Here is a 23,583-nt window from a genome sequence, read left to right on the forward strand (position 1 = left end):
ATGTCTCATTGGAGGCAGGGCGCATCAGGTATTCCAGACCGGGTCCTGGATTTTTTTCAGCAGGGCGGCATGCGCCGCCCGTTCCGCCGGGCTTGCGGCGTGCGGCCGCGGCGCCCGTACCGGTCTGTCGCGACGCTCCGATACCGTAATGACGGTATTCGCCCGTGCGGAAAGATCCAGGCCCGGTTCGCGGGCGCCGATCAGATCGACATAGACGGCGGCGAGCAGGTCGGAATCGAGCAGGGCGCCATGCAGTGTACGCGACGTGTTATCGACGCCGAAACGGCGGCACAGATCGTCGAGACTGGCGCCGGCGCCCGGAAAGCGCCGCCGCGCGATCTGCACCGTATCGATGGCGCGGGACATCGGTATCGGCGCGAAGCCAAGCCGTTCCAGTTCGGCGTTGACGAACTTGATGTCGAATCCGGCATTGTGGATGACCAGCTTGTCATTACCGATGAACGCCAGGAATTCATCGACGATCTCCGCGAAGGTCGGATGGTCGCCCAGGAATGCTTCCGACAGCCCGTGTATCCGGAAAGACTCCGCGGGGATATCCCGTTCCGGATTGACGTACTGGTGATAGGTTTCGCCCGTCGGCATATGGTCAATCAGCTCAATACAGCCGATTTCGACGATCCGGTCGCCCGACGCCGGGTCAAGACCGGTTGTTTCAGTATCGAGGACGACTTCGCGCATAATACCGGGGGGTTCTCCAACGGGGTTGCGGGGCGGGCGGCCAGTGTCGCGGCTTCCGGCGGGCAATCAGTCTGACGGCCTGCTCCAGGGCGCGCAAGGTTACATTTCGTCCCAGACCGGTTTCGGCGACGAATTCGGCGCGGCGGCGTTTTTCGCCATTGGGCATCTGCTGCCTGCGGATATTCTGCAGGCGTTCGAGGGTCATTCCGGGGCGGCGCATGACGCGGCCCTGCTGAATCATCGCCGGGGCGGAGACCAGAATCACCGTGTCGCAGCGATCGGCGCCGCCGGTTTCATACAGCAGCGGCACGTCCAGAACGACCATCCGCAGCCGGCGCTGGGCAGACTGCCGCAGGAACCGGTCGCGGTCGCGGCCGACCAGCGGATGCACGATCCGTTCCAGCCGCCGCAGCGCCTCCGGGTTGCCGAACACGGCCTGGCCCAGCGCCGCGCGGTCGATGGCGCCATCCTTCACCACGCCGGGAAAGGCGGCATCGACCGGCGCGACCGCATCGCCGCCCCGGGTCATCAGGTTATGGACAATCGCGTCGGCGTCGCTTACCGGGATACCCATGCGGCGCAGCATGTTCGCCGCCGTCGATTTGCCCATCCCGATGGAGCCCGTCAGGCCGATGACGATCATTCCGTCTCCATGACGAAGTCGCGCAATTCCCCGGTGACTTCGGTCCTGACGCCGAACCAGGCTTCGAAACCCGGACGCGCCTGATGCAGCAGCATGCCCAGCCCGTCGACGACTTCATTGCCGCGCGCCCGCGCCGCGGCCAGCAATCCGGTTTCGAGCGGGACATAGACGATATCGTTCACCACCGCGTCGCCGGGCAGGGCATCGAGATCGATGTCCAGCGGCGGTTGCCCGGTCATGCCGAGCGAGGTGGTATTGACGAGCATCGTCGCATCCGCCAGCAGATCGGCGCGCCGGGACCAGTCGGCCACGACCAGCGGGCGGCCAAGATCCCGGGCGAGCGCGTCGGCGCGTTCCCGCGTGCGGTTCAGGACACGGATTTCGGTAACGCCCGCATCGATCAGCGCGACGCAAACGGCGCGGGCGGCGCCCCCCGCGCCCAGTACGACCGCAACGCCGCCGGATCGCCAGCGTGAGTTCTGGCGGATATTTTCAACAAAACCGAAGGCATCGGTGTTGCTGCCGTGCATCTTGCCGTCATCGCCGAAGACGATCGTGTTTACCGCCCCGATCCGCCGGGCATTGTCGTCGATGGTATCGCAGGCGGCATAGACCGCCAGCTTGTGCGGCAGGGTGACATTGAGGCCCCGGAATCCCGCCGCCGCGAGTCCCTTCAGGGCTGTTTCGATATTTTCCGGCGCAATCGCAAGCGGCACATAGGCGCCGTCGATCCGGTGCCGGTCGAGCCAGAAGCCGTGCAGCCGGGGTGACCGGGAATGGGCGATCGGCCAGCCGATCACCCCCGCCAGTTTTGCCTTGCCTGTCAGGATCATTTTTTTACAACGCCATGGTTCGAGAGGAATTCCAGTACGGCCAGAAGCGGCAGGCCCAGGATGGTGAAGAAATCGCCTTCGATCCGGGCAAACAGCTGCGCGCCCAGGCCTTCCAGCTGATAGGCGCCGACGGACCGGCAAACATCCTCGCCGACGGCATCCACATAGGCCTCCAGGAAAGCGTCGCTGAAGGGTCGCATCGTCATGCGGGCGCTTTCCAGGTGCCGCCACAGGCATTCGCCGTCGCGCACCACGCAGACCGCGGCGAACAGTTCGTGCATCCGCCCGCGCAATGCCCGCAGATGGCCCAGCGCGTGATTCCGGTCGACGGGTTTGTCGAACCACATCCCGCCGCATTGCAGCATCTGGTCGGCGCCGATCACGAGGCGTCCCGGATGGCGGGCCGAAACGCGCAGCGCTTTCAGTTCCGCCAGGCGGTGGGCGACATCCGCCACGGAACGCCCGGCTCCGCGCATCGATTCCTTGATGGAATCCTCATCGATATCGGCGGGATCCTGTTCGATGCGGACACCCGCATTGGACAGGACCGCTGCCCGCGACCGGCTGGCGGAGGCGAGAATGACCGGCACGCCGGAGGCGAGGGCATTATCCGTCATCGCGCCGGTCGGCAAGCAATTGCATGATCGCGGCGGCGGATTCCTCGATCGAGCGGCGGGTTACGTCGATGACCGGCCAGTTGTTTTCGGTGCAGAGCCGGCGCGCCATGGTCACTTCCCGCCGCACGACCTCGGGATCGATATAATTGATTTCATGTTTTTCAGCGAGCAGGTGCAGGCGATTGCGGCGGATCTGCACAAGGCTTTCCACCTCCTTGGTCAGGCCGACAATCAGGGGCCCTTTCCGCCTGTCCAGCGCGAAAAGCTCCTGCGGCAGGGGAACATCGGGGACAATCGGAATATTGGCGGCATTGATGCCGCGATTGGCCAGATACATGCATGTCGGCGTCTTCGAACTGCGGGAAACGCCGACCAGGATGACATCGGCATCCGCCATATCCCAGGTCATCTGGCCGTCGTCATGATTGAGAGCGAACGTCATCGCGTCAATGCGGTGGAAATATTCCGCGTCGAGTTCATGCTGGCGGCCGGGCAGGCCCCGGCTGGGCAGGCCCAGGTAACTGGTCAGCGATGCCAGCACCGGATCGAGCACCGGAATGCAAGGTACCTGCAGCCGCCGGCAGCCATCATGCAGGGTGCGGCGCAGGGAGTCGTTGACGATGGTGCACATGACGACACCGGGATTTTCGGCGATACTCTTCAGGACCTTTTCGAGCTGGCCCGTCGTCCGGATCAGTGTCCAGTTGTGTTCCTCGGCATCGACGCCTTCGAACTGTGCAAAGCACGCGCGCGCCACGCTGTGAATGGTCTCGCCGGTCGCGTCGGAAACGAGGTGAAGATGCACACGAATAACCGTTACTCCCTGTCACGCCTGGCGGTGCGCAAATTGGGGATAAAACCCCGAATCAAAGATCGGCCGGCGTTTAGGCAGGCTCGCCCGAAAACGATACATCCTGTTATCCCGTGCGTATAACTGATCCTTGCCGGTGATCGTTGACGGGATAAAGCAATCGTAAGCCAGGATTATACATCTTATACACATGGATGAATCGACACGAAACACCCCTTTTTGAGACGTTCATGCACAGTGTGGACTGGCGGGGCGGGGAGGCGGTGTGTAACTCCGGGAAAACTAATAATCCCCCGTATCCACACCACAACCTCCACTACATCTTTTTCAAAATGAAAAAAATTAGTGTAGTGATGCCGTGTATAACCATGCCCGTGTCGCAATCGGAACATCGAACGAATGACTGAAAAGAAGCTGCTCCGCGCCCTCGCCGGTGAAGCACTGGCGCAACCCCCGATCTGGCTGATGCGGCAGGCGGGACGGTATCTGCCGGAATACCGTAAGGTCAGGGCGGAGGCCGGTTCCTTCCTCGACCTGTGTTACAGTCCCAGGCTTGCGGTAGAGGTTACCATGCAACCGATCCGGCGGTTCGGGTTCGATGCCGCGATCCTGTTTTCAGATATCCTTGTGGTGCCGCACGGGCTTGGACAGGATGTCTGGTTCGTCGAAAACGAGGGGCCGAAGCTGTCGCCGGTCCGGGATACGGCATCGTTGAAGGCGCTGGATATTACCGGGATGGCGGCGCGGCTGGCGCCGGTGTACCAGGCGGTTGCCGATCTGACCGTTGCCCTGCCGCGGGACGTGACGCTGATCGGGTTTTCCGGCGCGCCCTGGACTGTCGCGACCTATATGGTTGAAGGGGGCAGTAGCCGGGATTTCGCGGCGACAAAGGGGTGGGGCTTCGCCGACCCTGCCGGATTTGGTGCGCTGATCGATCTGTTGACCGAAGCGATATCGCAGCACCTTTGTGCACAGATCGAAGCGGGGGCGGAGGTGGTGCAGCTGTTCGACAGTTGGGCGGGCGTTCTGCCGGATACAGCATTCCGGCGATGGATTATCGAGCCGACGCGCCGGATTGTGGATTCGGTGCGGCGGCGTTATCCGGATGTGCCTGTTATCGGGTTTCCACGCGGCGCCGGGCTGTATTATGCGGAATATGCCGCGATGACGGGCGTCACGGCGATCAGCCTGGACACGACGGTGCCGACCGGCTGGGCCGCGAGTTCACTGCAGGAAAAACTGCCGGTTCAGGGTAATCTGGATCCGATGCTGCTGCTGGAGGGAGGACAGCCAATGGAAGACGGTATCAGCCATATCCTTGACGACCTTGGCCACGGACCGTTTATTTTCAACCTGGGTCACGGGATCATCAAGGAAACGCCGCCGGCGCATGTGGAGCAGATGATTGGTTTCGTTCGGCGGAGTTTTATCCGATGAGCCGCAAGACGGCCGTCGTCCTGTTCAATCTGGGCGGTCCGGACAGTCTGGATGCCGTGCGCCCGTTCCTGTTCAACCTGTTTAACGATCCGGCGATCATCAACCTGTCGCGGCCCATGCGCTGGTTGCTGGCGAAGGTCATTTCGAGCCGCCGGGCGCCGGTGGCGCAGGACATCTACCGGCGGATCGGCGGATCGTCTCCCTTGCTCGAGAATACGAAATTGCAGGCGCGGGCCCTTGAAAAGCGGTTGAACGATCCTGCCGATACGGGGGAATTCCGGTGTTTTATCGCGATGCGATACTGGCATCCCATGGCCGATGAGACCGTTGCCGCGGTGAAGGCGTTTGCGCCGGACCGTATCGTCCTGCTGCCGCTGTATCCGCAGTATTCGGGTACGACAACGGGTTCGTCGCTCGGCAACTGGCGGGAAGCCGCGGCCAGGGGCGGGTTGACGGTCGAGACACGGACCGTGTGTTGTTATCCGCGCAATGCCGGGTTTGTGCAGTCCGTCGCGTCGCTGGTGCGGCAGGCGGTGGAAAAGACTGGTTCATCGGGCGGCGTGCCCCGTGTGCTGTTTTCCGCCCATGGTCTGCCGAAGAAATTTGTCGAAGCGGGCGATCCGTATCAGTGGCAGGTGGAAGAAACGGTCAGGAGCGTCGTTGCGGAAATTGGCGACGACAGTCTGGACTGGCAGATATGTTTTCAGAGCAGGGTGGGTAGCCTGGAATGGCTGCGTCCCTATACGGAGGACGCGCTGGCGCAGGCGGGACGGGATAATGTTCCTGTTGTAATGGTGCCGATCGCCTTTACATCCGAACATTCCGAAACCCTGGTGGAGCTGGATATCGAATATCGCGAATTGGCGGAAAAGGCCGGGGTTCCGCATTATTACCGGGTCAGCACGGTTTGCGCGGATGCGGTATTCATCAGTGGACTGGCGAAATCGGTCCGGCGTGTCCTGAAGGGATCCGCCTGTCTGGTCAGCGGCGAGGGCCGCCGGATATGTCCGGCCAATCTGGGCGTCTGCGCCTTTTCGAAATAGGGATGGGCGGGACCGGTGGCAGCGTATTACGAGTGGATAAAGGCGCTCCATATAATCGCCGTGATCGCCTGGATGGCGGGTTTGCTGTATCTGCCGCGGCTGTTTATTTATCATTGCGCGGCGGAAGCGGGTTCTGAGAAATCCGAGACCTTCAAGGTCATGGAACGCCGTCTGCTGCGCGCGATCATGAATCCGGCGATGATCGTTGTCTGGATCAGCGGTTCTGCACTGGCATGGATCGGCGACTTCTGGACCGAGCCATGGCTGCTGGCCAAGCTGGCCCTTGTCGTCATCCTGTCGGGAATGCACCATGCGTTCGGCCGCTGGCGCAAGGCATTCGAGGCCGACCGGAACGTGCGAAGCGAGAGGTTTTATCGGATCGCCAATGAGGCGCCGACCGTCGCCATGATTCTGATAGTTGTCCTGGTTGTCGTGAAACCTTTCCCGGCCTATTTCAGTTAGTGTAAAAAGCGATGATAAAGTAGTGCTTGAAATACGGGAAATGAATCCGTATTTAACGATGAGGATAGCGGTCCGGCATGGAGCGTTGTTTATGCTGGCTGTGCGCTGGCGTTTTGGTCTCAGCACATTAATCCGTACACTTCAGACGACAGCTCGAATCAGAGTGGTCTAGACGCGTTTCAAGCGCTTGTGGCGGTTTTCCACCCGATTCCCCTTCATCTGTGATGGCGATATGCAACTTCAGGATTTGAAAGAAAAGACTCCGGCAGCGCTTCTGGCGTTTGCCGAGGAACTTGAAATCGAGAATGCAAGCGTCCTGCGCAAGCAGGACATGATGTTCGCGATTCTAAAACAGCTGGCGACGAACGATGTCGCCATTTTCGGGGATGGTGTTATCGAGGTCCTGTCGGACGGTTTCGGCTTTCTGCGGTCGCCGGAATCGAACTATCTGCCCGGCCCGGACGACATCTATGTCAGTCCGAACCAGATCCGGCGGTTCGGGTTGCGGACCGGCGATACGGTCGACGGCCAGATCCGCGCGCCGAAGGATGGCGAGCGGTACTTCGCCCTGTTGACCGTCAACAAGATCAATTTCGACGAACCCGATACAGTGCGGCATCGGATCAATTTCGATAACCTGACGCCGCTGTATCCCGATGAACGCCTGAAACTTGAACGCGACGATCCGGAAAACAAGGATATGTCGGCGCGGGTCATCGAACTGATCGCGCCGCTTGGCAAGGGCCAGCGCGCGCTTATCGTGGCGCAGCCGCGAACCGGCAAGACCGTGATGCTGCAGAGCATCGCGGATGCGATTACCAGGAACAACAAGGAAATCTATCTGATTGTCCTGCTGATCGACGAACGGCCGGAAGAAGTTACGGACATGCAACGCTCGGTGCGGGGCGAGGTCGTGAGTTCGACCTTCGACGAACCAGCGCAGCGCCATGTCCAGGTCGCCGAAATGGTGATTCAGAAGGCAAAGCGGCTGGTTGAGCACAAGCGCGATGTTGTCATTCTGCTTGATTCCATCACGCGCCTTGCGCGGGCCTATAATACCGTCGTGCCGAGTTCGGGCAAGGTCCTGACCGGCGGCGTGGACGCCAACGCGCTGCAGCGCCCGAAGCGTTTTTTCGGCGCGGCCCGGAATATCGAGGAAGGCGGATCGCTGACGATTATCGCCACGGCGCTGATCGATACCGGCAGCCGGATGGACGAAGTGATTTTCGAGGAATTCAAGGGCACCGGTAACGCGGAAATCGTCCTCGACCGGAAATTGTCCGACAAGCGGGTCTTTCCGTCCATCGATATCACGAAATCGGGCACTCGCAAGGAAGAGCTTATCGTCGACAAGGGCGAAATGGCCAAGATGTGGATGCTGCGGCGGATCCTCAACCCGATGGGGGTCAATGACAGCATGGAGTTCCTGCTGGAGAAGCTCAAGCGGACGAAGAACAACGCCGAATTCTTCGATTCGATGAACCAGTAGGTTCCGTCAGGGCGTTTCGGTTCTGATGTGCTCCAGGGATTTCGCCTAAGTCTGGTGATAATCCGGTCGCTTCCCACTATATGTATATTTATTCCGGTTAATGGCGCCCTTATTAACTTCATATGAAGTTAATAAGGGCGGGCTGTGTGTCATGCATAGTTCGCAACCGCCGCCGCCGTGTCCCGCATGCAAACCGCTCGGGAAGGCCTGTGCGCCCGGATTGCCATGAAAACAAGAAAAAGGGGTAGTGCATTAGGCGCCACCCCTAATTCCGCCCCGATTCAGCGGGTTTACGGTAACAGAATCGTCGATCCGGTGGTCTTCCGGCCTTCCAGGTCACGGTGTGACTGTGCGGCGTCCTGCAATGCGTAGCGCTGGTTGATTTCGATTTTCAGGCCCCTGGCGACCGCGTCGAACAGGGCGGTGGCGCTTTCCTTCAGGTCCGCCGGCGTGCTCGTATACGATACAAGGCTGGGACGGGTCAGGTACAGCGATCCCTTGGCGGCAAGCTGGCCGACATCGAAGTTCTTGATCGGGCCCGACGCATTGCCGAAGGAAACGAACATGCCGCGGGGTGACAGGCAATCGAGCGTGCCCTGGTAGGTGTCGTTGCCGATCGAATCGTAGACGACCGGAACGCCCTTGCCGCCGGTGATTTCGCGTACCCGTTCCGGGAAGTTCTCCCGCGTGTAGACAATAGGATGATCGCAGCCATGCGCCTGGGCGATTGCCGCCTTCTCGTCGGATCCGACGGTGCCGATGACCGTGGCGCCGATCTGTTTCAGCCATTGGCACGCGATCAGGCCGACGCCGCCGGCGGCCGCGTGGAACAGCACGATGTCGCCGGATTTTACGGCATAGGTGCGGCGGATCAGGTATTCGACCGTCATGCCCTGCAGCATCATCGCGGCCGCCGTTTCATCCGAAATGTCGTCCGGCAGTTTGACGACCTTGGCGGCCTCGATGACCCGCTTCTCGGCATAGGATCCTGGCGGGCCGGCGGCATAGGCGACCCGGTCGCCGGTATTGACGCTGGTGACGCCGTCGCCGACGGCCTCGACAATACCGGCGGCTTCCATGCCGATGCCGGCGGGCATCGGCAGGGGATACAGGCCGCTGCGGTGGTAGCAATCGATATAGTTCAGGCCCACGGCTGTGTGCGCGATGCTGACCTGCCCCGGTCCGGGTGCGGCCACATCGACTTCCTCCCATTTCATAACCTCGGGGCCGCCCTGTTCGTGAATGCGTATTGCGTGCGTCATGGATATTCCCTGTCTGTTGGCCTGCTTGTCTGGTCTGTAAACTTACACGGAGCTAGCGCAGCGCCGCGGAAAAAGCCGCCGCCGTCCGGTCATGCGCAAGTTTCGCGGCGGCTTCGTCGTAGTGGACGCCGTTGTTTCGGGTAAAGGCGTGATTGACGCCCGGATAGCTGTAGCAGGTCACGTCCGGATGACCGGCCAGGCCTTTTTTGATGGCGTCCTGCGCCGCCGTGTCGACAAATTCGTCCTCTTCGGCAATATGCAGGATCGTCGGCGCTGTGATCTTTTTGGCCAGATCCAGCTTCTCGTTAATGCCGACTCCGTAGTAACTGACGTTGCAATCCGCGTCCGTTTCGCAGGCCATGAGATAGGCCAGCAGCCCGCCGAGGCAGAAACCGACCGTGCCGGCCTTGCCGTTGCAGCCGTCGACGCCGCGCAGATGGGCCAGCGTCGCCTTCAGGTCCTCGACGCCCTTGTCCACATCGAAGCCCTGGTACAGCTTGAAGGCCTGCTGCCATTCCGCCTCGCTCTGGTCGGTAATCTGGATTCCAGGTTCCTGGCGCCAGAAGAGGTCGGGGCTGATTGCGATATAGCCCATGGCGGCAAACCGGTCGCAGTGCGCGCGCATATCGGCATTGACGCCGAATATTTCCTGGATGGCGATAATGCCCGGTCCTTGTCCGCCGGAAGGCATCGCCAGATAGGCTGAAAAGTCGCCATCGGGGCCGTGTATCGTGATGTCAGGCATGCGTTTGGTCTCCCGTCTTTTTCCGTCTTTGGATAACCCTCCGGCAGAGTATCGCCGTGATCGGACGATGTCATCCTGTTGCAGCGATTCACGCGAAGATAGCGCCGGCCTCATGCGCGAGGAGTGCGCGTTTCGTGGGTGTCCCGTCGCCGCCGGAAAAGCCGCCGATGGCGCCGCCGGCGGCGAGAACCCTGTGGCACGGGACGATGATCGGGACCGGGTTATGGGCGCAGGCCTGACCCACGGCGCGGGCGACGCCGCCGATCTGCTTCGCGAGGGCGCCATAGGAGATGGTCTCGCCATAGGGAATGGCGATCATGGCTGCGCGGACCCTGACCTGGAACGGGGTTTCCGGCGGGACAAGCGGCAGGTCGAATGTCCGGGCGGCGCCGGCGAAATAGCCGGTCAGCTGGTCCGCGGCGCGGCGCAGCAGCGATGTTTCCCGGGTTTCCGCCGGGCCGGTACCGATTGAGATCCTGTGGATGACGGCGGCATCGGCCGTCACATGAACGGGGCCGACAGGGCTGTGAAGGACAATGGTTTCCATCTCCGGGCTCTCTACCGGGTAGCGAGGTCGGTCCGGAGGTCGCCGGCGTCGGTCAGGGGCGGTGAACAGATCATGCCCTGGCAGACATAGGCAGCGGGCCGGCCGTCGACCATGCCCTTTCCATGGGCAGGATGGGTGGCAGGCAGGTCGGTATCCGGCGGCAGAACGGTGAGGATGCGGTTGGGCAGGCAGACATCGGTCACGGCACGGCGCAATGTCTGCGTATCGTCGGCATCGGGCGCACCGGCAATCACGACCTGTACCGCGTTGCGCAGCAGGTCGTTGGCGTTCAGCAGGGTCGAGAGCGGAAAGACGTTGCGGTCCAGTTCGCCCGAAAAAGCGGCGATGATGCCCTGCGCGCGGTCCAGGTACGACTTGTCGCCGGTCAGGTAGTACAGTCGGGCGAACACCGCGGTCAGCATCCCGTTGCCGGACGGCACCGCATTATCCGCGGCCGATTTGGTGCGGGCGATCAGGCCGGGCGTATCGTCCGCCGCGAGGAAGTAACCGCCGCCCGTCGTATCGGCGTAATGCCGTTCGACGATTTCGAGCCAGGCCGTCGCGGCGGCGCGATAGGCCGGGTCACCGCGGACCTCGGACAGGGCCAGCGCTGCCCGGCACATTGCCGCGTAATCGTCCAGCGTGGCCGGGTGATTGAGTTTTCCGGCGCGCCAGGCGTGGCGCAGCCTGCCGTCGACGCTCATCCGGTCATGTACGAAGGCGAAGGCGCGGGCGCCGGCGTCGATCCAGTCCTGGCGCCCGAATGCCGCCCCCGCGTTCACCAGCGCGGCGATCATCAGGCCGTTCCAGTCCGCGAGGACCTTGTCGTCCTTGCCGGGCTGGATCCGGGCCTCGCGGATGGCTAGCAGGGTGCGCCGGCAGGAAGCCAGGATGGCTTCGATTTCGTCATTGGCCAGTTCAATATTATTCAGCCTGTTCAGTATGTTATGGCCTTCCCAGTTTCCTGCGGCGGAAACGTCGTAGTATTTCTTGAACAGTGTCGCGTCGGGGCCCAGCGCGGCATCGATTTCCGCCTCGGACCAGACGCAGAACCTGCCTTCCTCGCCTTCGCTGTCCGCGTCCAGGGAGCTGTAGAAGGCGCCGTCGGGGTCGGTCATATCGCCCAAGACCCAGTCGACTGTTTCGGCGACGCGCTGCGCGAACAGTGGATCGCGGGTTTCCTGCCACAGCAATGTCAGCAGATCGACCAGCTGCGCGTTGTCGTACAGCATTTTTTCAAAATGGGGCGCGAGCCAGCGCTCGTCGGTCGAATAACGGGCCAGGCCCCCGCGCAAATGGTCGTAGATGCCGCCCTGGCACATCCGGACCGCCGACAGCAGCACCGCGTCCGCATAGGTTTTCTGGCCGGTGCGTTTATAGGCGCGCCAGAGTTGTTCGAGGAAGGAAGGCTGGGGGAATTTCGGGGCGCCGCCGATACCGCCATGCACAGGGTCGACTTCGCGGACCAGCCGTTCGGCGACCATGTTCATGCGGGCGGACGGGATTTCGCCGCCGGATTCCGACTGGCCCAGACGCTTCAGGCCATCAACCAGCGCGGTTGTGTTGTTCCGGACCCGTTCGGGGTCTTCCCTGTAGACGCCGGCGATCCCCTTCAGGACATCGGTAAAGGCCGGGCGGCCGAAACGGGGTGTCGCGGGAAAGTAAGTGCCGCCCCAGAACGGTTCGCCCGCATCGTTCAGGAACATCGTCAGGGGCCAGCCGCCCTGTTCGCCGAGCATCTGGAGGGCGGCCTGATAGATCACGTCGATATCGGGCCGTTCCTCGCGGTCGACCTTGATGTTGATAAACAGCTCATTCATGACAGAAGCGATGTCGGCGTTTTCAAAACTTTCATGCGCCATCACATGGCACCAGTGGCAGGCGGCATAACCAATAGATAAGAGGATCGGTTTTCCGGTTTCCTTCGACGCGGCCAGCGCCTCCTCGCCCCATGGTCGCCAGTGGACCGGGTTATCCTTGTGTTGCAGGAGGTACGGGCTGGTTTCCTCGGCGAGGTAATTGCGTGTCATGGAAGACGGTTTCCTTGCAGGCAGCGGATGGGCGATTAAAGATGCACCCTCTCATGCTATATATAGAGGTATCATCGTTTTTCGACCCGGCGGGCCATATCCCTGTTATCGTACTGGAACGGGGCGGTAAAATCGACCGGGCACACAAACCTTTGATAATGGACTGCGAGGATATCGGCTATGAAATTCCAGATAGAAGTTGATTGCACGCCCGATGAGGCGCGCCAGTTTCTCGGTCTTCCGGATGTCGCGCCGATGCAGGAAGCCCTGATGCTGCAGCTTCAGGACCGGCTGTCGGACGCGCTGGCGGGGCGCGATACGGAGGCCCTGCTGAAGGCGTGGCTGCCGGCCGGCGTCCAGGGACTCGAACAGATGCAGAAGGCGTTCTGGTCTCAGTTTTCCGGCGGCAAGAGCGACAAATAGGGCAGTTTGCGGCCGTTTCCATGAGTGACACCATCTTCGCCTTGTCGAGCGGATCCGGCCGCGCCGGCGTTGCCGTCATACGGCTGTCCGGTCCGTCGGCAGGCGCGGCCTGTACAGCCTTTTCGGGCAGGCCGCTGCCGGCGCCCCGGGTTGCGACGAGGGTCCGGCTGCGCGATCCGGACAGCGGCGATGCGCTGGACGACGGTCTGGCGCTCTGGTTCCCGGCGCCGGGGAGCTTTACGGGCGAGGATGTGCTGGAACTGCATATTCATGGCGGCCAGGCGGTTATCGGGGGGGTGCTCGCCGCGCTGTCGCGGCAACCGGATCTGGTCATGGCGGGGCCCGGTGATTTTACCCGGCGCGCGTTTCTTGCCGGGAAGCTCGATCTTACCGAAGCCGAGGGGCTGATCGACCTGATCGACGCCGATACGGAAGCCCAGAGGCGACAGGCGTTGCGGCAGAGCAGCGGCGCCCTGGGTGCACTGTATGAGGGCTGGCGGGCCCGCCTTGTGCGGGTGCTGGCGCATGTCGAGGCGCTGATCGATTTTCCCGACGAGGAATTGCCGGAGTCGGTCATGACCGCTGCCGAACAGGGTATATTGGGCGTCACCGATGAACTATCCCTACATTTAGCGGATAATCGTCGCGGGGAACGGCTTCGTGATGGCGTCCAGATCGCGATTCTCGGCGCGCCCAATGTCGGGAAGTCGAGCCTGCTGAACCTGTTGTCTCGGCGCGACGCGGCGATCGTGTCAGCCCAGGCGGGGACGACGCGGGATATTGTCGAGGTGCATCTGGATATGGGCGGTTTTCCCGTGGTGCTGGCGGATACCGCCGGGATCCGGGAGTCCGGCGATGCGGTCGAGGCCGAAGGGGTGCTGCGGGCGCGGGCGCGGGCGCGGGATGTGGACCTGAAACTGGTCGTCTGCGACGCGGCGATGCCGGCGGAATTCGGGGCGGCCGATCTGGTCGATGGGGATACCATTCTCGTGGTGAACAAGATCGATCTTTGTCCGGTAAGGGAGGATCCGGTCTTCGCGTCCCCTGCCCTCGCCGTGTGTCCGGTGTCGGTCCGTAGCGGCGCCGGAATCGATTGTTTGCTGGCGGTACTTGGCAAGGCCGTCGCGGATCGCTTTGACGTCTCCGGCGCGCCCATGATCACCCGGGTTCGCCATCGCCGGGCGATCGAGGATTGCCGGGATGCGCTGGTCCGGGCCGCGTCGGCGCCGTTGCCGGAACTGGCGGCGGAGGATCTTCGGCTGGCGGTGCGGGCGCTGGGGCGGATCACCGGGACGGTGGATGTCGAGGATCTGCTGGATGTGATCTTCCGGGAGTTCTGTATCGGCAAGTGAGCGCGATGGTGTTTCACGTGAAACAATTGGCGGTTTGAATGCGCCATCAGGGCTTTGACTTGTTTTGGGACCGGCAGTAGATTGCGCGCCATGTTACATTGGGATGTCATTGTTGTGGGTGGCGGTCACGCCGGGTGTGAGGCGGCGGCAGCCGCGGCGCGTATTGGCGCGCGGACCCTGCTGGCGACGCACAGGCCGGAAACCATCGGCGAAATGTCGTGCAACCCGGCCATCGGCGGCCTCGGCAAGGGGCATCTGGTCCGCGAAATCGACGCGCTGGATGGGGTTATGAGCCGCGTCATCGACCGTGCCGGTATCCAGTTCCGGATGCTGAACCAGCGAAAGGGTCCTGCGGTGCGCGGTCCCCGGGCCCAGGCGGATCGCAAGCTGTATCGCGAGGCGATGCAGGACGGCATCGCCCTGCAGGCGAACCTTGAAATCCGGGGAGCGGCGGTAGAGGACCTGCTGCTCGACGATAGCGGCCGGGTTTGCGGGATCGTCACGGCAGACGGGGCGCGTCTTTCGGCCCGGGCAGTCGTGCTGACAACGGGGACGTTTCTGGGCGGGCTGATTCATATCGGTGACGAGAAAATTCCAGCCGGCCGTGTCGGCGAAGCGCCGTCCACCGGCCTGTCGGCCACGCTGGCCCGGTTCGGGTTTCCGCTCGGCCGGCTGAAGACCGGGACGCCGCCGCGGCTGGATGGCCGTACCATCGACTATACCGGGCTGACCGTACAGCCTGGCGACGACAGGCCGGTACCGTTTTCGACCCTGACGGATCGCATCACGCAGCGGCAGGTCAACTGCCATATCACCACGACGACCCCTGCGGGCCATGACCTGATCCGGGCAAACCTTGATCGCGCGCCAATGTATTCCGGCCAGATTGCGGGCACCGGTCCGCGCTATTGCCCGTCGATCGAGGACAAGGTCGTCCGCTTCGCTGACAAGTCCGGGCATCAGATATTCCTGGAGCCGGAGGGGCTGGACGATTTCACGGTCTATCCAAATGGAATTTCGACCTCCCTGCCCCGTGACGTGCAACTGGCTTTGCTGAAGACGATTTCGGGACTGGAAAATGCGGTCATGATCCGGCCGGGGTATGCGATTGAATATGACTATGTGGATCCGCGCGCGTTGAACCATTCGCTGGAGACCCGCAAGATTCCGGGGCTTTATTTTGCGGGGCAGATTAATGGTACGACGGGGTATGAAGAAGCCGCGGCGCAGGGGCTGATGGCGGGGCTGAATGCGGCGCTGGCCGTCGCGGGGCGGGAGCCTTTAATCCTGGACCGGGCCGATGCGTATATCGGGGTCCTGATCGACGATCTCGTCACCCGAGGCGCGAACGAACCTTATCGCATGTTCACCTCTCGGGCCGAATACCGGTTGCGGTTGCGGGCGGACAACGCGGATCAGCGCCTGAGCCCGATCGGCGCGGCTATCGGCTGCCTGTCGGAGGTCCGGCTCGCGGCATGGCATCGCAAGGAGCGGGCTTTGGCGGCGGCGCGCGACCTGGCGCGGTCCCTGCGGGCGAGTCCAAACATGCTGGCCCGGCACGGCATCGCGGTGAAGGCGGATGGCGTGGTCCGGGACGTGACGGCGCTCCTCGGATTTCCGGAGATCGATCTCGACCGGCTGGCCGGTATCTGGCCGGCGCTGGGATCGCTTGCGCCGGAGATTGCCGAACAGCTGACCATCGACGGGCGGTATAGCGGATATATGGCGCGACAGGACGCGGATATCCTCGCCTACCGGCGTGACGACCAGCTCGTTCTGCCGTCCGGTATCGATTACGAATCGGTCGGCGGCCTTTCCACGGAAGTGCGGCAGAAACTCCAGGCGGCACGGCCGCGTACACTGGGCGCGGCGGCGCGGATTTCCGGTGTGACGCCTGCGGCCACGATTGCCCTGCTGCGATATGTCCAGCGCGGCGCCGCCCGTGTCTGACGAATCCGGTTTGGCGGCATTCCGGGCCGCCACCGATGTTTCACGTGAAACACTTGACCGGCTCGCCGCCTATGCGGACCTGCTACGGAAATGGTCGAAGCGAATCAATCTTGTCGGCGCGTCGACCCTGGACGATTTGTGGACCCGCCATATGCTCGACTCGGCCCAATTGCGGCGACATATCCCCGAGGACGCGCGGGTCCTGGTGGATTTCGGCAGCGGCGCGGGCTTTCCCGGCATGGTGCTTGCCATCATGGGCATGCCCGAAACCCATCTGATCGAATCGAACCACCGAAAAGGCGCTTTCCTGCGCGAGGCCGCGCGTATTACGGGGGCGCCCGTGACGGTTCATACGGCCCGCGCGGAGGCGCTGACAGGCTGGAAAGCGGATGTTGTCACGGCGCGGGCCCTTGCGCCTCTGCCAATTCTTCTGGAATATGCCGAATCCTTTGTGACATCCGACACTCTCTGTCTCTTTTTGAAAGGGCGCCGTGTCGATGATGAATTGACGGAAACGCAAAAAAGATGGAACATTACGTATGATATCTTTTCCAGCCTGACAGATCCCGAAGGCAGTATTGTGCGATTGGAGGCTATATCCCGTGTCCACCCTCATTGAAGATCTGGCGCCGGCCTCCGTCACGGCCCCGGCACCGACGACAGGGAAGCGCACCCGTATCCTGGCGGTCGCCAATCAGAAGGGCGGCGTCGGCAAAACCACGACGACGGTCAATCTCGCGACCGCGATGGCGGCGACAAACAAGAAAGTACTTATTATCGACCTCGACCCGCAGGGTAATGCGAGCACCGGGCTCGGTATCGAACGTAATGCGCGCAGCGTCACGACCTATGACCTGTTGCTGGGCAATGCGCAACTGGCGGACGCGGTGCGCGACACAATTGTTCCCGGTCTCGCGATCATTCCCTCTTCCGTCGATCTCGCCGGCGCCGAGCTTGAGCTGATTTCGATGCCGGAACGGGAATATCGGCTGGTCAACGCGATCCGGCCGGACTGTTTCGACTATGATTTCGTGCTGATCGACTGCCCGCCCGCGCTGGGCCTGCTGACGCTGAATGCCTTGTGCCTGGCGGATGCGGTGCTGGTGCCGCTGCAATGCGAATATTACGCGCTGGAGGGGTTGAGCCATCTGGTCCGCACCATCGAGCGGATCAGGCGCGCCTTCAACCCGGCCCTTGAGATCCAGGGGGTCGTGCTGACCATGTATGACGGCCGCAACAACCTGTCCGATATGGTGGCGGCCGATGTGCGCGAACATTTCGGCGACAAGGTCTACCGCACTGTCATCCCCCGGAATGTACGGGTTTCCGAGGCGCCGTCGCATGGCCGGCCCGTCCTGCTGTATGACTGGCGCTGCGCCGGCAGCCAGGCCTATATCCATCTGGCGGGCGAAATGCTGCGCCGGGAACGGAAAGCGGCGGCATGATGGCGGCGGACGAAGCCAGGCGGCGCGGCCTGGGCCGGGGCCTTTCGGCCCTTCTCGGTGACGAGGAGGAGGATTACGCGTCGCTCGACCGGTTACGGACCTCCAAGACGGTGCCGGTCGAACTGCTGCACCCGGGGTCGAGCCAGCCCCGGAAACGATTCGAGTCAGACTCCATCGCGGCGCTGGTGGAATCGGTCCGCGAAAAGGGCATCCTGCAGCCATTGCTGGTGCGCCGGCACCCGGTACAGCCGAACGCGTACGAAATTGTCGCCGGCGAACGACGCTGGCGCGCGGCGCAGCAGGCATTGCTGCGCGAGGTTCCGGTGGTCATCAAGGAGCTGACCGACCGGGAAGCACTGGAAATCGCGCTGGTCGAGAATATCCAGCGCGAGGACCTGACGCCGATTGAGGAAGCGCGCGGTTATCAGCGGCTGATGGACGAATTCAACCATACCCAGGACGCCCTGGCGCAGGCTGTCGGCAAGAGCCGCAGCCACATCGCCAATCTGCTGCGGCTGCTGACCCTGCCCGCGCGGGTGCAGGAGCAGGTGAACGAGGGCGTCCTGTCCGCGGGGCATGCGCGTACGCTCGTAACGGCGGAAAATCCCGAAGACCTGGCGCGGCAGATCGTACAGCGCGGGCTGAACGTCCGACAGGCGGAGCAATTGGCAAAGTCGGGAAAACCGGCGACGGCCCGCGCCCGGCGCCTGCCGGACAAGGACCCCAATACAGCGGCGCTGGAAAACAACCTGTCGCAGCTTCTGGGGCTGAAGGTCAGTATCCAGATACGCGGCGAGGGCGGATCGCTGAAAGTTGACTACGAAACCCTGGACCAGCTGGACGATGTGCTGCACCGGCTGACCCATGGTCCCCGGCATCACCGCGGCGCCGATTCCTGATGTGCTCTATTTTCAATAAGATAGGTCAGATTCACGTGATTGTCGAATCGCCACAGGCGATTTCAACAAACCACGATCTGATCTAACCGCGCGCCCGCGGGGCGCCCAGGCGGGAAATCTGCAGGGTCACGCGGCTGCACAGGGATTCGGCCGGCGCACCGGTTCGCTTGCACTGCTGTTCCGCTTCCAGAACCAGACTAAGGGCCTGCGCCAGCCGGCCCATGTTCCAGCCGCGCAACTGGCTCAGGAACGATGGGACCGCCTTGAAGAAGATCGGCGGCCGTATTGCCTTTACGGCCACGTCCGGAGCCGCGCCGGAATCGATATGCGCCCGCGCCAGTTGAAGCCTTATCAGGTGCCGCGCCAAGGCCCGCAACACCGTGACCGGGTTGACGCCTTCCTGATAGCTGCGGGTCAGGGCGCGATCCGCGGCCATGGCATCGCCGCCGGCCGCGGCCATGACGACGTTGTCCAGCGATAACGCGCTGGAATTGCCGACGGCCGCGGCGGCGTCGGCAAGGGTCACCTCCGTGCCCGGCCCCGCATACAGCGCCAGTTTTTCCAGTTCGGACCGGCTGAGGCCGCGATCGGCGCCGAGATTGGCGCAGAGGTACGCCATGGCGTCCGGGGTGACGCGTATCTTCTCCGCGGCCAGCGTATCGCGGATGACCCGTTCCAGCGCGCGTTCGTCGTCAACGTAACAGGGAATGGCGGCCGCGTTCGGCGCGGCCTCGAAAATCTTCCGCAGGGCGGCGCGGGGGTTGATATCGCCGGCCTGGACAATGACAAGCGCGTCGCCGGGCGAGTCTTCCAGAAACTGTTCCAGCGGGACCGCGATGGCGTCGGTCCCCTCGCGAATCCGGACGACGCGGCGTCCTCCGGTCAGGGCAATCGCCGCCGCCTCGTCCGCGATCAGCGTCGGGATATCGCGAAGCTGCGACGGCGACAGTTCGGCGACCAGGAAAGGGTCTGCAATATCCGCCACAACGGTCCGGGCGAGGATATCCGCCCGTTCGCGGACCAGTCCGGTATCGGGACCATAGACCAGAATGGCGCGGGCGGCGCTATCCGGTGCGCGCAAAAAAGCATCGATCCGCCCGACCGCAACCTTCATGCCCTTCTCCCGTCTATTCGCCTGTCTTGAAGAATATCCCGAGACGGATTCGGATCGCCTCGCTGACCTCGCGCGCGGCGCGCTCAAGAGCGTCGTTTTCGGCGCTCTTCGTCGCAAATTCCGAATCCACGATATTGAAACTGTTTGTCGATCGCGCCGAAGCGGCGAACAGTTCCCGATCCGTGGCGGATTCAAGCAGGGAATACCGCACATGCAGCAGCAGCAGCGCCCGAGTTGCCGTTTCATCCCGTTTGATGCCGAGTTCCGTAATGGATATGGTTGGTTCGACGGTCAGACGGTATGCCGGGCGCGCGGGTTGCCCGTAGGGGTTCAGCCGGTCGAGCAGGAAATTGCGGATCTGCTGTCCGATCCGGTCGGGGATCGGATCCACGTGAATCTGCTGGTACTGTTCGGTCACGCCGCCACTCGAGGCTGTGGTTCCGTACAACGGCTGAAACCCGCAGCCCGCCAGCAACGCGAGGGCGACAAGCAGGGCGCCGCCACGTGCCGAATAGCGGTCAGACGACCACATTGACGACCTTGTTCGGCACGACGATTATCCGCTTCGGTGTAACCCCATTGGTGATCTTCTGAACCTGCTCCAGCGCGAGCGCCGATTTCTCCACCAGCGCCTTGTCCGCGTCCCGCGGCATGTCGATCGTGCCACGAAGCTTGCCCATGACCTGTACGGCAATGGTGATCGTATCCTCGACCAGCATCGACGGGTCTGCCCGGGGCCAGGGCGTATCCGCCAGCAGTTGAGAATATCCCAGTTCCTGCCACAATTCCTCCGTCAGATGCGGCATCATCGGGCCGAGCAACTGAACGGTCGTTTCGAACCCGAAACGCCGAACCCAGTCATGGCCCGGCGCATCGCCGTTGAAATCGCCCAGGGCATTGGTGAGTTCACGGACCAGCGCCACGGCGCGATTGAACCGGAACTGTTCCAGCGAATCGGTTACTTCCGAAATCGAGCGATGGATAATCCGCTCCATCTTTGCGGCGGCTTCATCCAGGGTTGCGGGCCGAACCGCGCCCCGTGGCGCGACGGGGGCATCGGGGCTGACGATCAGGCGCCAGACCCGGTTGACGTAACGCCAGGCGCCTTCGATGCCGGCCTCGGTCCATTCCAGGTCGCGCTCCGGCGGACTGTCGGACATCATGAAAAGCCGGCCGGAATCCGCGCCATAGGTCTCCAGGATGACTTCCGGATCGACGACGTTGCGCCGTGATTTGCTCATCTTCTCGGACCGCCCGACAGTGACGGGCGCGCCCGAGCCAACGTCGACCATGCGGCCATCCGCGTCCGCCGACACCTGATCGGGGAACAACCAGCCGCCCTTCTCGCTACGGTAGGTTTCGTGGCACACCATGCCCTGGGTAAACAGCCCGGCAAAAGGCTCGTCCACGCCCAGATAACCGCACTTTCGCAACGCCCGGGTAAAGAACCGGGCATAGAGCAGGTGCAGGACCGCATGCTCGACCCCGCCGATATACTGATCGACGGGCAGCCAGTAATCGACCGCCGCGCGGGGAAAGGGCGCATCGGCGACCGGCCCGCAGAACCGCGCGAAATACCAGGAGGATTCGACGAAGGTGTCGAAGGTATCCGTCTCGCGCGTCGCGGCGGCGCCGCAGGCCGGGCAGTTCACATGTTTCCAGGTGGGGTGCCGGTCCAGCGGATTGCCCGGCGCGTCGAAGGTCACATCCTCCGGCAATGTCACGGGCAGATCCCTTGCGGGTACGGGAACGATACCGCAATCCGGACAGTGAATCACGGGAACGGGACAGCCCCAGTAGCGTTGCCGGGAAACGCCCCAGTCGCGCAACCGGTAATTCACCGTCCCTTCGCCATCGCCCTGTTCCACGAGAGTGCGGACGGCGGTCGACAACGCTGTTTTGACGTCCATGCCGTCCAGGAAGCCGGAATTGATCAGCGTGCCGTCATCGACATAGGCTTCGTCGCCAATCGCGAAACTCGCGGGGTCGGCGTCCCGCGGACAGACGACCGGGACCACCGGCAGACCGTATTTCCGGGCGAAATCCAGGTCGCGCTGGTCATGGGCCGGGCAGCCGAAAATGGCGCCGGCGCCGTATTCCATCAGCACGAAGTTCGCCACATAGACCGGCAGGGTCACACCGTCCCTGAACGGGTGCCTGGCGCGCAATCCGGTGTCGTAACCCTTCTTTTCCGCCGATTCCAGGGCCGCCTCGCTGGTGCCCATGCGCCCGCATTCGGCAAGGAATTCCGCCAGTGCCGGGTCGTTCGCGCCGCATTCCACGGCCAGCGGATGGTTGGGCGACAGGGCGCAGAACGACGCGCCGAACAGCGTATCGGGCCGCGTGGTGAAAACCTCCAGCCGGTCGGTGCGTCCGTCCAGCGCGAAGAACACCTTCGCCCCTTCCGAACGGTTGATCCAGTTGGTCTGCATCAGCCGGACCTTTTCCGGCCAGCGGTCCAGCGTTCCGATCCCTTCCAGCAGGTCGTCGGCAAAATCGGTGATCCTGAAGAACCATTGCGACAGAAGCTTCTTCTGGACCTCCGCGCCCGAGCGCCAGCCGCGACCGTCGATGACCTGTTCATTGGCCAGAACGGTGTCTTCGACCGGGTCCCAGTTAACCCAGGATTCCTTGCGGTAGGCCAGGCCGGCCTGCAGGAAGTCGAGGAACATCTTCTGTTCCCAGGCGTAGTATTCCGGCTCGCAGGTTGAGATTTCGCGGCTCCAGTCGATCGACAGCCCCATCGATTTGAGCTGATCGCGCATGGCGGCGACGTTCTCGCGCGTCCATTTGGCCGGATGGACGTTGTTCTCGAATGCGGCGTTTTCCGCCGGAAGCCCGAATGAATCCCAGCCCATCGGATGCAGGACGTTGTATCCCTGCGCGCGCTTGAACCGCGCGGTTACATCGCCCATCGTGTAATTGCGGACATGGCCCATATGAATCCGGCCCGACGGGTACGGGAACATTTCAAGAACATAATATTTTTCCCGGCGGGAGTCTTCGGAAACTTCGAAAACGCGCCGGTCCTGCCAAACGCGCTGCCATTTGGCTTCGTTTTCCCTGACGTTGTAACGACTCATGGTCTGCTGTTTTTCCTTAACCGGCGATCCGCTGGCGGCGCCGCAGGGCGGATTTGCACCCGGCGTCAATTGCTGCGGTTATTGGTGATCCGTAATTCCCGCGCACGCTTCAGGATCGCATTCTCCAGATCCTGGACCGTTTCCGGGTCCACCGCCGCTTCCTGCCACTGGTTGCTCGACAGCATCTGGCGGAAGACCGAAATCCGCAATCCGTCGGCGCGGAGCTGCCGGTCGAGGATATAGATGTTCACCTTGACGCGCTCGTTCGGCGCTTCGGGGGGCGAATACCAGTCGGTGATGATGACGCCGCCGAACGGGTCCGCCGAACTGAGCGGCATGAACGACATCGTATCGAGTGACGCGCGCCAGAGGAAGCTGTTTACCGCAATTCCACTACCGCCGCCGGCAGCGCCGGCGTCGCTGCCGCCAAACAGGGTCTCGATCAACCCGCCATTGGCTCCCGAGGACGGGCCGGGATTCTCGGGCGGGGGCGGCGGATCGGGCACGAGGCCGATACTCTCGCAGGCGGTCAGGGACAACGCGATGGCCAGAACGGCCGCAATTTTCAAAAGAGATGTTATCATGAACGATTTATGCCTGAATATCCGGGGTCATATCCAGCATAATGTCGTTATACACAGGATGTCGTGCAACGGGTTCCTTGCCACCGCGAACCAAAATCCGGCAGCCGCACCGCCA

The 23,583-nt window shown here is 62.6% G+C and carries 23 protein-coding genes; 10 read left to right on the plus strand and 13 right to left on the minus strand.

The features are described from left to right. Positions 1 to 24: 24 nt before the first annotated feature. Genes dnaQ through WD767_20660 form a run of 5 tightly spaced genes read right to left on the minus strand, consistent with a single transcriptional unit; the run spans position 25 to position 3,597 of the window. The gene (gene dnaQ, locus WD767_20640; protein MEX2618500.1) at positions 25 to 699 is read right to left on the minus strand and encodes a DNA polymerase III subunit epsilon; all 675 of its coding nucleotides are present in this window, start codon (positions 697 to 699) and stop codon (positions 25 to 27) included. Continuing rightward, positions 674 to 1,342 (minus strand): dephospho-CoA kinase, encoded by a 669-nt coding sequence (gene coaE, locus WD767_20645; protein MEX2618501.1) that lies wholly within the window; start codon positions 1,340 to 1,342, stop codon positions 674 to 676. Before coaE ends, dnaQ begins: the two co-directional genes overlap by 26 nt. Further along, entirely contained in the window at positions 1,339 to 2,175 is an 837-nt protein-coding gene (locus WD767_20650) for a shikimate dehydrogenase (GenBank protein MEX2618502.1), read from the minus strand. Before WD767_20650 ends, coaE begins: the two co-directional genes overlap by 4 nt. Further along, on the minus strand, positions 2,172 to 2,792 hold the full coding sequence (locus WD767_20655; protein MEX2618503.1) for a nucleoside triphosphate pyrophosphatase: 621 nt from the start codon (positions 2,790 to 2,792) through the stop codon (positions 2,172 to 2,174). Before WD767_20655 ends, WD767_20650 begins: the two co-directional genes overlap by 4 nt. Beyond that, positions 2,782 to 3,597, minus strand: a complete 816-nt coding sequence (locus tag WD767_20660; protein ID MEX2618504.1) for a pyruvate, water dikinase regulatory protein — start codon at positions 3,595 to 3,597, stop codon at positions 2,782 to 2,784. The genes WD767_20655 and WD767_20660 overlap by 11 nt, the downstream gene beginning before the upstream one ends. 405 nt (positions 3,598 to 4,002) lie before the next feature. On the opposite strand from WD767_20660, the gene hemE reads away from it, so the two are divergent. From hemE to rho, 4 genes are all read left to right on the plus strand, one after another. Continuing rightward, entirely contained in the window at positions 4,003 to 5,040 is a 1,038-nt protein-coding gene (gene hemE / locus WD767_20665) for a uroporphyrinogen decarboxylase (GenBank protein MEX2618505.1), read from the plus strand. Next, positions 5,037 to 6,083, plus strand: coding sequence for a ferrochelatase (hemH, locus tag WD767_20670; protein MEX2618506.1), 1,047 nt, complete (start codon positions 5,037 to 5,039; stop codon positions 6,081 to 6,083). Before hemE ends, hemH begins: the two co-directional genes overlap by 4 nt. Before the next feature lie 15 nt (positions 6,084 to 6,098). After that, entirely contained in the window at positions 6,099 to 6,545 is a 447-nt protein-coding gene (gene hemJ, locus WD767_20675; GenBank protein MEX2618507.1) for a protoporphyrinogen oxidase HemJ, read from the plus strand. 232 nt (positions 6,546 to 6,777) lie between these two features. Further along, positions 6,778 to 8,034: a transcription termination factor Rho gene (gene rho, locus WD767_20680; GenBank protein ID MEX2618508.1), complete on the plus strand. Its 1,257-nt coding sequence runs from the start codon at positions 6,778 to 6,780 to the stop codon at positions 8,032 to 8,034. 290 nt (positions 8,035 to 8,324) lie between these two features. Here rho and WD767_20685 read toward each other — a convergent pair whose 3' ends face one another. The 4 genes from WD767_20685 to WD767_20700 form a co-directional block, all read right to left on the minus strand. Further along, positions 8,325 to 9,296: a quinone oxidoreductase gene (locus WD767_20685; GenBank protein ID MEX2618509.1), complete on the minus strand. Its 972-nt coding sequence runs from the start codon at positions 9,294 to 9,296 to the stop codon at positions 8,325 to 8,327. Between the two features lie 52 nt (positions 9,297 to 9,348). After that, the gene (locus WD767_20690; GenBank protein ID MEX2618510.1) at positions 9,349 to 10,041 is read right to left on the minus strand and encodes a dienelactone hydrolase family protein; all 693 of its coding nucleotides are present in this window, start codon (positions 10,039 to 10,041) and stop codon (positions 9,349 to 9,351) included. Positions 10,042 to 10,129: 88 nt separating this feature from the next. Next, positions 10,130 to 10,588, minus strand: coding sequence for a methylated-DNA--[protein]-cysteine S-methyltransferase (locus tag WD767_20695; GenBank protein ID MEX2618511.1), 459 nt, complete (start codon positions 10,586 to 10,588; stop codon positions 10,130 to 10,132). A gap of 11 nt (positions 10,589 to 10,599) precedes the next feature. Then, a complete protein-coding gene (locus WD767_20700) occupies positions 10,600 to 12,618 on the minus strand; it encodes a thioredoxin domain-containing protein (GenBank protein MEX2618512.1) in 2,019 nt (672 codons plus the stop codon). A gap of 180 nt (positions 12,619 to 12,798) precedes the next feature. Here WD767_20700 and WD767_20705 point away from each other — a divergent pair, with 180 nt between their 5' ends. The 6 genes from WD767_20705 to WD767_20730 all read left to right on the plus strand — a co-directional run bounded on the left by WD767_20705 (position 12,799) and on the right by WD767_20730 (position 18,687). After that, complete coding sequence (locus WD767_20705; protein ID MEX2618513.1) at positions 12,799 to 13,041, plus strand: DUF6489 family protein; 243 nt, start codon at positions 12,799 to 12,801, stop codon at positions 13,039 to 13,041. Between the two features lie 20 nt (positions 13,042 to 13,061). Continuing rightward, positions 13,062 to 14,393: a tRNA uridine-5-carboxymethylaminomethyl(34) synthesis GTPase MnmE gene (gene mnmE, locus WD767_20710; GenBank protein MEX2618514.1), complete on the plus strand. Its 1,332-nt coding sequence runs from the start codon at positions 13,062 to 13,064 to the stop codon at positions 14,391 to 14,393. A gap of 90 nt (positions 14,394 to 14,483) precedes the next feature. Then, entirely contained in the window at positions 14,484 to 16,343 is a 1,860-nt protein-coding gene (gene mnmG, locus WD767_20715) for a tRNA uridine-5-carboxymethylaminomethyl(34) synthesis enzyme MnmG (GenBank protein MEX2618515.1), read from the plus strand. Next, positions 16,336 to 16,962 (plus strand): 16S rRNA (guanine(527)-N(7))-methyltransferase RsmG, encoded by a 627-nt coding sequence (rsmG, locus tag WD767_20720; GenBank protein MEX2618516.1) that lies wholly within the window; start codon positions 16,336 to 16,338, stop codon positions 16,960 to 16,962. The genes mnmG and rsmG overlap by 8 nt, the downstream gene beginning before the upstream one ends. 4 nt (positions 16,963 to 16,966) lie before the next feature. Next, positions 16,967 to 17,788, plus strand: coding sequence for a ParA family protein (locus tag WD767_20725; GenBank protein MEX2618517.1), 822 nt, complete (start codon positions 16,967 to 16,969; stop codon positions 17,786 to 17,788). Continuing rightward, positions 17,785 to 18,687 carry a ParB/RepB/Spo0J family partition protein gene (locus WD767_20730; protein MEX2618518.1) on the plus strand — a complete coding sequence of 301 codons (903 nt, stop codon included), beginning with the start codon at positions 17,785 to 17,787 and terminating at the stop codon, positions 18,685 to 18,687. The genes WD767_20725 and WD767_20730 overlap by 4 nt, the downstream gene beginning before the upstream one ends. 82 nt (positions 18,688 to 18,769) lie before the next feature. Here the strand turns inward: WD767_20730 and holA are convergent, their stop codons facing one another. The 4 genes from holA to WD767_20750 form a co-directional block, all read right to left on the minus strand. Beyond that, on the minus strand, positions 18,770 to 19,801 hold the full coding sequence (gene holA / locus WD767_20735; GenBank protein ID MEX2618519.1) for a DNA polymerase III subunit delta: 1,032 nt from the start codon (positions 19,799 to 19,801) through the stop codon (positions 18,770 to 18,772). A 13-nt stretch (positions 19,802 to 19,814) separates the two neighbouring features. Beyond that, positions 19,815 to 20,333 carry an LPS assembly lipoprotein LptE gene (gene lptE / locus WD767_20740; protein ID MEX2618520.1) on the minus strand — a complete coding sequence of 173 codons (519 nt, stop codon included), beginning with the start codon at positions 20,331 to 20,333 and terminating at the stop codon, positions 19,815 to 19,817. After that, positions 20,320 to 22,884 (minus strand): leucine--tRNA ligase, encoded by a 2,565-nt coding sequence (leuS, locus tag WD767_20745; protein MEX2618521.1) that lies wholly within the window; start codon positions 22,882 to 22,884, stop codon positions 20,320 to 20,322. The genes lptE and leuS overlap by 14 nt, the downstream gene beginning before the upstream one ends. A 65-nt stretch (positions 22,885 to 22,949) precedes the next feature. Further along, positions 22,950 to 23,468 carry a DUF3576 domain-containing protein gene (locus WD767_20750; protein ID MEX2618522.1) on the minus strand — a complete coding sequence of 173 codons (519 nt, stop codon included), beginning with the start codon at positions 23,466 to 23,468 and terminating at the stop codon, positions 22,950 to 22,952. Between the last annotated feature and the right edge of the window lie 115 nt (positions 23,469 to 23,583).

It is taken from the genome of Alphaproteobacteria bacterium (genome assembly GCA_040905865.1).
Classification (GTDB): domain Bacteria; phylum Pseudomonadota; class Alphaproteobacteria; order UBA8366.

Excerpts from the sequence above, each read along its gene's own strand:
- WD767_20690 (MEX2618510.1), bottom strand. The coding sequence starts at position 10,041 with ATGCCTGACATCACGATACACGGCCCCGATGGCGACTTTTCAGCCTAT.
- dnaQ (MEX2618500.1), bottom strand. The coding sequence starts at position 699 with ATGCGCGAAGTCGTCCTCGATACTGAAACAACCGGTCTTGACCCGGCG.
- WD767_20695 (MEX2618511.1), bottom strand. The coding sequence starts at position 10,588 with ATGGAAACCATTGTCCTTCACAGCCCTGTCGGCCCCGTTCATGTGACG.
- WD767_20650 (MEX2618502.1), bottom strand. The coding sequence starts at position 2,175 with ATGATCCTGACAGGCAAGGCAAAACTGGCGGGGGTGATCGGCTGGCCG.
- mnmG (MEX2618515.1), top strand. The coding sequence starts at position 14,484 with ATGTTACATTGGGATGTCATTGTTGTGGGTGGCGGTCACGCCGGGTGT.
- leuS (MEX2618521.1), bottom strand. The coding sequence starts at position 22,884 with ATGAGTCGTTACAACGTCAGGGAAAACGAAGCCAAATGGCAGCGCGTT.
- WD767_20750 (MEX2618522.1), bottom strand. The coding sequence starts at position 23,468 with ATGATAACATCTCTTTTGAAAATTGCGGCCGTTCTGGCCATCGCGTTG.
- rho (MEX2618508.1), top strand. The coding sequence starts at position 6,778 with ATGCAACTTCAGGATTTGAAAGAAAAGACTCCGGCAGCGCTTCTGGCG.
- mnmE (MEX2618514.1), top strand. The coding sequence starts at position 13,062 with ATGAGTGACACCATCTTCGCCTTGTCGAGCGGATCCGGCCGCGCCGGC.
- coaE (MEX2618501.1), bottom strand. The coding sequence starts at position 1,342 with ATGATCGTCATCGGCCTGACGGGCTCCATCGGGATGGGCAAATCGACG.
- WD767_20685 (MEX2618509.1), bottom strand. The coding sequence starts at position 9,296 with ATGACGCACGCAATACGCATTCACGAACAGGGCGGCCCCGAGGTTATG.
- lptE (MEX2618520.1), bottom strand. The coding sequence starts at position 20,333 with ATGTGGTCGTCTGACCGCTATTCGGCACGTGGCGGCGCCCTGCTTGTC.
- WD767_20730 (MEX2618518.1), top strand. The coding sequence starts at position 17,785 with ATGATGGCGGCGGACGAAGCCAGGCGGCGCGGCCTGGGCCGGGGCCTT.
- WD767_20700 (MEX2618512.1), bottom strand. The coding sequence starts at position 12,618 with ATGACACGCAATTACCTCGCCGAGGAAACCAGCCCGTACCTCCTGCAA.
- WD767_20705 (MEX2618513.1), top strand. The coding sequence starts at position 12,799 with ATGAAATTCCAGATAGAAGTTGATTGCACGCCCGATGAGGCGCGCCAG.
- hemE (MEX2618505.1), top strand. The coding sequence starts at position 4,003 with ATGACTGAAAAGAAGCTGCTCCGCGCCCTCGCCGGTGAAGCACTGGCG.
- WD767_20655 (MEX2618503.1), bottom strand. The coding sequence starts at position 2,792 with ATGACGGATAATGCCCTCGCCTCCGGCGTGCCGGTCATTCTCGCCTCC.
- hemH (MEX2618506.1), top strand. The coding sequence starts at position 5,037 with ATGAGCCGCAAGACGGCCGTCGTCCTGTTCAATCTGGGCGGTCCGGAC.
- holA (MEX2618519.1), bottom strand. The coding sequence starts at position 19,801 with ATGAAGGTTGCGGTCGGGCGGATCGATGCTTTTTTGCGCGCACCGGAT.